This window comes from Spirosoma sp., from assembly GCF_048594605.1.
In the GTDB taxonomy this organism is placed as follows: Bacteria; Bacteroidota; Bacteroidia; order Cytophagales; family Spirosomataceae; genus Spirosoma.
Map to the genome: position 1 here is coordinate 22098 of NZ_JBMDWV010000343.1, position 7317 is coordinate 29414.

At 49.6% G+C, this 7317-nt stretch carries 6 protein-coding genes; all 6 read right to left on the bottom strand.

The window, feature by feature from the left end; translation table 11 throughout:
- Positions 1-25: 25 nt before the first annotated feature.
- Positions 26-1807, bottom strand: coding sequence for an ATP-binding protein (locus ACOJS8_RS20820; protein WP_420150479.1), 1782 nt, complete (start codon positions 1805-1807; stop codon positions 26-28).
- 19 nt (positions 1808-1826) lie between these two features.
- A complete protein-coding gene (locus tag ACOJS8_RS20825; protein WP_420150480.1) occupies positions 1827-2954 on the bottom strand; it encodes a sensor protein KdpD in 1128 nt (375 codons plus the stop codon).
- 201 nt (positions 2955-3155) lie between these two features.
- Positions 3156-4310 carry a porin gene (locus tag ACOJS8_RS20830; RefSeq protein WP_420150481.1) on the bottom strand — a complete coding sequence of 385 codons (1155 nt, stop codon included), beginning with the start codon at positions 4308-4310 and terminating at the stop codon, positions 3156-3158.
- Positions 4311-4361: 51 nt separating this feature from the next.
- Positions 4362-4925 carry a K(+)-transporting ATPase subunit C gene (locus ACOJS8_RS20835; RefSeq protein ID WP_420150482.1) on the bottom strand — a complete coding sequence of 188 codons (564 nt, stop codon included), beginning with the start codon at positions 4923-4925 and terminating at the stop codon, positions 4362-4364.
- A gap of 54 nt (positions 4926-4979) precedes the next feature.
- A complete protein-coding gene (gene kdpB / locus ACOJS8_RS20840; RefSeq protein WP_420150483.1) occupies positions 4980-7043 on the bottom strand; it encodes a potassium-transporting ATPase subunit KdpB in 2064 nt (687 codons plus the stop codon).
- 46 nt (positions 7044-7089) lie between these two features.
- A partial coding sequence (locus tag ACOJS8_RS20845) for a potassium-transporting ATPase subunit KdpA (protein WP_420150484.1) occupies positions 7090-7317 on the bottom strand: 228 nt, incomplete at its 5' end.

Below are 7317 nucleotides of genomic sequence, written 5' to 3' on the forward strand. Positions count from 1 at the left end.
CAGTAATGCGTTGAAATGGGCATAGCTACGCCATTGGTAGCTGGAAATAGAAGGACGCTCCGGGTGCTACGTTCGGGTATAATCCAATCTGCCCCCCCATTGACTGAATAAATTCTCGCGAAATCGCCAAGCCCAGCCCTGTTCCATTAAAGGACCCATTGAGACCCGGCGCTTTGAAATAGCGGTCAAAAACTCGCTCACGGTGTTCCTCCCGCAGCCCAGTCCCGTAATCACGTACCGTAAACTCAACCTGATCATCCGCTAAACAAACCACAATATCAACAGTCGATTGATCTGGACTGTGCCGGATCGCATTCGAGAGAAAATTAACCAGCACCCACGACGCTTTGTCAGGATCAGCACTCACAGCAGGTAAATCCGGTGGAATGGTCAGGTTAAACCGGATTTGTTTCTGCTCTGCCTGGGTTTTCAGTGCATCTGTCGCTACCAGAACCAGATTGGCAGGGTTAGTAGCTTGCATGTGAAGCTGAATCTGGCCCGATTCAACTTGCGCCATGTTCAACAGCTCCCCGGTTAGACGTAATAGCCGGTCTGTATTCTCTTCGACATGCGCCACCATCTCCTGCTGTTCGGTGTTTAAGCTGCCCAGGCGTTTGTCTGTCAATAATTTCAGACTCATTTTAATCGCAGAAATAGGGGTTTTCAATTCATGCGATACGGTAGCAATAAAATTCGTTTTGGCCAGGTCTAACTCTTTATACGACGTAATGTTCAGTAGGACAATCACGTAACCGGCCTGAACAGGCTCCGTTTCGCCCGTGGGAATTACTTCGACCGTGTGGATTTCTTTGTTGTAGAAGCATTCCTTCCCTTGCCCCTGCTGACCCGGATCGTAGATTTTCAACAGGCCAGCTCCATTCTCAGCCGGGCGGAGGAGCGTGGCCGATGGCGCTTCATGCTCGTCCGGGTCAACCATAATATCCCGAATCAGCGAACGTAGCAGATCATTCGTTGTCGCTACATCGGGGGCGTACTGACCGATTAGCTTCTGCCGTTCGACCCCGAGCAAACGTTCGGCCACCGGATTAATAAACAGGATTCGGCGCTTCTCATCCAGACCAATAATTCCTTCGCTCATAATCTCGATCAGCGTATCGATTCGTTTTTTCTCAAAAAGAAGTTTGGCCAGGCTGGAATGTTCATATTCATAGAGTTTCTGAGCCATGGAATTAAAAGAACGGGCCAGTTCGCCGAACTCATCGCTGGACCGGAAATGCAGTCGTTCTTCAAAATTACGGCTGGTAATCTGCTTGATACCTCGGGTCAACTCCCGGATGGGCCCGGCAATGTAAGACGGAATGTTGACCACAAACGAAAATACAACCAGGAAACAGAACGTACCAATCGACCCAAGCCAGAGTAGCGCATCCTGAGCGGTCTGCTCGGCGGTATTGCTTTTTCGCACAATCGCCTGCCGGTTGACATCATCAATAATAAGCAGGTGCTGTTGGATGCGTTTGATCGTAGGAGCATCGACAGCTCCCGCTCGCAAACGATTAAACTCCCGGCGTACAGCATGGGTGTTTTCTTCTTCGCCAACCTCGGTAAGATTCGCTTCCTGCTTTTTTAGATTCGTCTCAAAGTCAGAGAACGCATCGGGATCGTCGAGCGAGATTAGTGCTTTCTGCATGTTGCTGACGAACTCGAGCGAAATGTAATTGTCTTTCAGAATCGCTTTCGAATCGCTGGCTAACTGGTTCAGATAAAAAGCTCCCAGTCCACCCAGTACAAGGATAACGCCAAATAGAAAGGCAAACGAGAGCGATACTTTGGTTTTAAGTGTCATTAGCTGTTGAGATTCAGGGTTAAGAAAGAATAATCAAATCCGTATCCGACTCAGAGAGCCGATTGAGGAGTTGATTGAAAGCAAACGTGCGCAGAATAATCTGAATCAGGTTGAAGTGGGGTTTGCCAATGCAAACTGTTGTCACATTTCGTTTCTTCACCTCCTCCATAATGCAGTTCACTACGTCGCTGCCTCTGGCCTGAATGACTTCTGCTCCCAGTTCCGTAGCTAATTTAAAATTGTTGATCAGGTGACGTTGTAAATCCAGACGTATACGATCCGGGTCTTCAGCGGGTGTTTGTACGTACAATACGTACCAGCGCGAGTTGTAATAGGCGGCTAGTCGGGCGGTTTTGCGAATCACCCGACGCGCTACGTCCGGATTGGAACTAATGCTGGCCAGGAATCGCTCTGGCTTGGCCTGTAAATTTGTGGGAAGGCTCGTCTCGATCTTGCGTTCAACCGCTGTGGCCACTTCCCGCAGGGCCAGTTCCCGCAGGTGTAGAATCTTTTCCGGTTGAAAGAAATTGGTTAACGCCGTCTGAACTTTAGCGGAATCGTATATTTTTCCGTCTTTTAGACGGGTAATTAATTCATCGGCCGTCAGGTCAATGTTGACTACTTCATCGGCCATCTGCAAAACCCGGTCTGGTACTCGTTCAGTAACGTCGATGTGGGTAATCTCCTGTACTTCATCGTACAGGCTTTCAATATGCTGAATATTGACGGCTGAGATGACACTGATTCCCGCGTCCAGAATATCCAGTACGTCCTGCCACCGTTTTTCGTTTTTGGAGCCGGGAATATTGGTATGGGCCAGTTCATCGACAATAGCGATTTCGGGATGCGTATTGATAACGGCCTGAACGTCCATCTCCTCCAGTTCTCGGCCTTTGTAAAACAGCTTTCTTCGGGAAATGATAGGAAGGCCTTCAATCAACGCATGCGTTTCAGAGCGATTATGGGTTTCGATGAACCCAATTTTTACATCAATCCCAGTCCGCAAGAGAGCATGCGCTTCCTGGAGCATACGGTAGGTCTTACCCACCCCGGCACTCATACCGATATAAATCTTGAACTTACCCCGACGCGAGGCCTGGATAAGTCGAAGAAACTGTTCCGCCGATTGGTCCCGTTCGTCAGCCATTAAGCAGGGTGGGGTTAGGTGATACGTATAACTGATCGGACAGCCCAGTTAAGGTGTAGTTTATCAGTTGAACTTTTACTCTAATACACATGGCAAAAAGGGCAGGGTTTAGGTACACCGGGTAATCGTAAAATCAGTGGTAAGAAATGCTACGTTAGGTAATCTTGCCACTGGCTCGATTCCTAACAACTGACTAGTGCCTTAGAAGGAAACAGCCAGACTAGTCGTTAGTGCCGTATTGGTTCGGCCCAGGCCACTCGTCGTTTCAAAAATGGCGTCTTTGCTGCTGTACATTTTTCCTTCAATTCGGAATAGCGCGTTAGGCATAATTGCGTAGTCACAGTTGAGCGAGTACCCCCAGGTCTGGAATCCGTTCGGGGTGCCAGTAGCGATGATGACCCCGTTTTTATCGTCATAGTATTCGATACGTCCAGCTAGGTGGCTTTTCTCACTTGTTGCCAGCCGGGCAATGACCACCGGCGAATACCACACGTACGAACCGCTGCCTGCCCGACGATTTCCGCTGAGGATCGGTTTGCGATCCGAGCCAATATCGAAGCCCAGGATTATACCAACCTTTCCAGTAGGATTGATGATGGCGTAAACGTTATTAAAGAACCGTCCCTGCCCAAGTGAATCCGGACGATCCGACCCGACAAATGTACTCCAGTTCAGCGTCAGCGTTGAAGAAGGACGAAACTGCACCTGCGTACTGACAGATGGACCGCTGTAACCTGGCAATTTGGCAACGCGCTGCCAGCCGTTCAATACCGATCCGAGCAGGGTCCATTTATCGTTCGAAGAGTTGTAAGTCAGCTTAGCACCCGACAGGTAATACGGCGAATTTTCGGCCAGAATACTGCGGGTGAGTGTCCAGCAATCTTTTGAGATGGCACTTTCGAAGCCAATGTGGGACGAAAAAATACCGGCATCCAGCCACAAGTCTTTCTTCCCGCTGAGTTTCACGCCCGCATTGGCCTCCAAGATATTTTTCACCAGATTCTGCTCGGCGGCATAGTTGTACTGTGGATACGTACCGACCTGAATAGCCAGATTACCCCGTACTCGTTCGCCCACGTAAGCACCTTTGATAAACGCCAGATTAACGTTGACTTCCCGGTTTCGTTTGTGATTGTAAATGAAACCAGGGCGCTCCTGTACAGTTTTGGGAGCGGTGAAATCATGACTATAATACGCTTCGATATAGCCCGATACGGTTAGTCTCGAGTTAGGCGCTACGGTCGACTGGGCTTGGGTAGGGGCAGAGATTGTGGTGGTGTCGTTTATTTGTGCCAGCGAGAACGAGGTGGTTAGTACACCAGCTACGAAAGCAGATGTGGTAACTAATGTTTTCATGGTTATGATTTCGTTGTACTCAATTGCCGGTCGGGGTTTATCCGGCCTAACCTATTTCAAGTGATCTAATGCTACGTTCAGAGCTAACACATTTACTTTCGCAGGGCCGAGTAGACCAAGTAACGGACTTTCCGTATGTTGATCTACCAGTTGAGTCAATTTCTCAATCGGTACACCACGTAGGTTGGCGATGCGGGCCACCTGAATTTTAGCTCCCGCCGGCGACAAATCCGGGTCCAAGCCCGATCCGGAAGCGGTAACTAGCTCGGCTGGAATATCGGCTTTCTTCACACCCGGATTGTGAACCAGGAAAGTTTCAATACGCGCCTGCACGGTCTTCAGATAATCCGGGTTTGATAGCCCTTTATTCGAGCCGCCGGAACCAGCCGCGTTATAGTCTACGGCAGAGGGGCGACTATTGAAGTAGCGATCTTCGGTAAATTTCTGGCCAATCAATTTATAACCAACCACTTTGCCATTGACAGTAACCGTTTCTCCTTTTCCTCCTCCGGGAGCTAATTTGGCAATTCCGGCTACTACTAACGGATAGATAACGGCTAACAACACCAGCATCACGAGCGTCAGGCGAATCGCTGGTCCAATATGTGCTTTCATGAGTTTTTGAATTTTATGACGTAGAGCTATATACGTAGTGCTCTATTGTCAAGTTTACACAAACAATCCGACGAACAAATCAATCAATTTAATTCCGATAAATGGGATAATAATACCGCCAACCCCGTATAGCAGCAGATTGCGACGTAACAGGGCACTCGCTCCAATCGGTTTATATTCCACCCCCCGTAGTGCCAATGGAATGAGCATCGGGATAATAATTGCGTTGAAAATCACCGCCGACAGTATCGCTGACTCAGGCGAGTGTAAGCGCATGATGTTGAGCGCCTGCAGGGCTGGAATCGACAGGGTAAACAAAGCCGGAACGATGGCAAAATACTTCGCTACGTCGTTGGCAATGGAAAAAGTCGTTAGGGTACCGCGCGTGATCAGAAGCTGTTTACCGATCTCAACGACTTCGATCAGTTTGGTTGGGTCGTTGTCGAGGTCCACCATGTTGCCGGCTTCCTTGGCCGCCTGTGTTCCGGAGTTCATCGCTACGCCTACGTCGGCTTGAGCCAGTGCCGGAGCGTCGTTGGTACCGTCGCCCATCATGGCCACCAGTTTACCGCCGGTCTGCTCTTTGCGGATGTACTGCATCTTGTCTTCCGGTTTGGCTTCAGCAATGAAATCGTCCACGCCCGCTTTTGTAGCAATGAACTTGGCCGTCAGTGGGTTATCGCCCGTTACCATCACCGTCTTGACGCCCATTTTACGTAGCCGGTCAAACCGTTCCGCGATACCGGGTTTGATGATGTCCTGTAGTTCGACAACCCCTTTCACTTCTTCATTTTCTGTGACGACCAGGGGCGTTCCCCCGTTAGCGGCAATCTCTTTGGCCTTTGCATCTATTTCAGTTGGAAAATAATTGCCCGCCCGCTCAACGATGGCCCGGATTGAGTCTGTTGCGCCTTTACGGATACGTTCCCCCGTAGACAAATCAATGCCGGAGGAGCGGGTTTCGGCCGTGAACTTGATTAGCTTCGAGCCGTTCATGTTCAAATTTCGGGTAACTTCATTCCCCGCTAGTTCAACAATCGACTTGCCTTCCGGTGTATCGTCGGCCAGTGAGCTAAGCGCTGAGATTCGCACTATATCAGACTGTTTAATACCGGGAGCGGGATAAAAGTTGGTAGCTTTCCGGTTACCGATGGTGATCGTACCCGTTTTATCAAGCAGTAAGGTATCGACGTCCCCAGCCGTTTCTACCGCCCGGCCTGACTTGGCAATAACGTTAGCCCGCAGAGCCCGGTCCATACCGGCAATACCAATAGCCGATAACAGTCCGCCAATGGTGGTGGGAATTAGGCAAACAAACAATGAGATTAGTGAAGCAATGGTGATGGGCGTACTGGCGTAATCCGCAAAGGGTTTCAGGGCTACGCAGACGATGATAAAAATAAGCGTAAAGCCAGCCAGCAGAATTGTCAGCGCAATTTCATTTGGGGTTTTCTGGCGGGTGGCCCCCTCTACCAGCGCAATCATTTTATCCAGAAACGACTCACCCGGCTGGGTGGTTACCATCACTTTAATTTTATCTGAGAGGACTTTCGTGCCACCGGTTACCGAGGATTTGTCACCACCCGATTCCCGAATGACCGGGGCTGATTCTCCAGTAATGGCGGATTCGTCGATCGTAGCCAGGCCTTCGATAATTTCCCCATCGGAGGGGATGATATCACCCGGCTCGCAGATGAATATGTCGCCTTTTTTGAGCAAAGCGGACGAGATCGTCTGCACTACGTCGGATCGTTCATCTGACTTTGTATTCCCGTCGGATCGAATGACCTTGGCGGGCGTTTCCTGGCGGGTTTTCCGAAGTGATTCGGCTTGTGCTTTACCTCGTGCTTCTGCTATGGCTTCAGCAAAGTTGGCGAATAGTACCGTGATGAGTAAGATCAGGGTGATGACGATGTTATATCCTAATGATCCCTGTGAAGTATCCCCTGAGAAAGCGACGTAGACCGTAACCAGTGTCATAATCAGGGTTCCGATCTCAACAGTGAACATAACCGGATTTTTAATCAGGATGGCCGGATTCAATTTGACGAACGATTCCCGTATGGCGGTTCCAACAAGTTCCTGTTGAAACAAACTAGGCGAAGATGACTTTGCCATTTTAGTGAATTTTAGGTGTTACGTCCGTTGGGAACGTAACGAGTATTTATTTAAGTGAGAAATATTCAGCCAATGGCCCCAGGGCCAGTGCCGGGAAAAACGATAAGGCTGTGATAATGAAAATGACCGCAAAAATCATCAGTCCAAACGTCGGTGTATCGACTGGCAGTGTACCTGACGACTCGGGGACATACTTCTTGCGAGCCAGCAAACCCGCAATGGCGACCGGACCGATGATAGGAATAAATCGGGCCACAATCAGCACAATACCCGT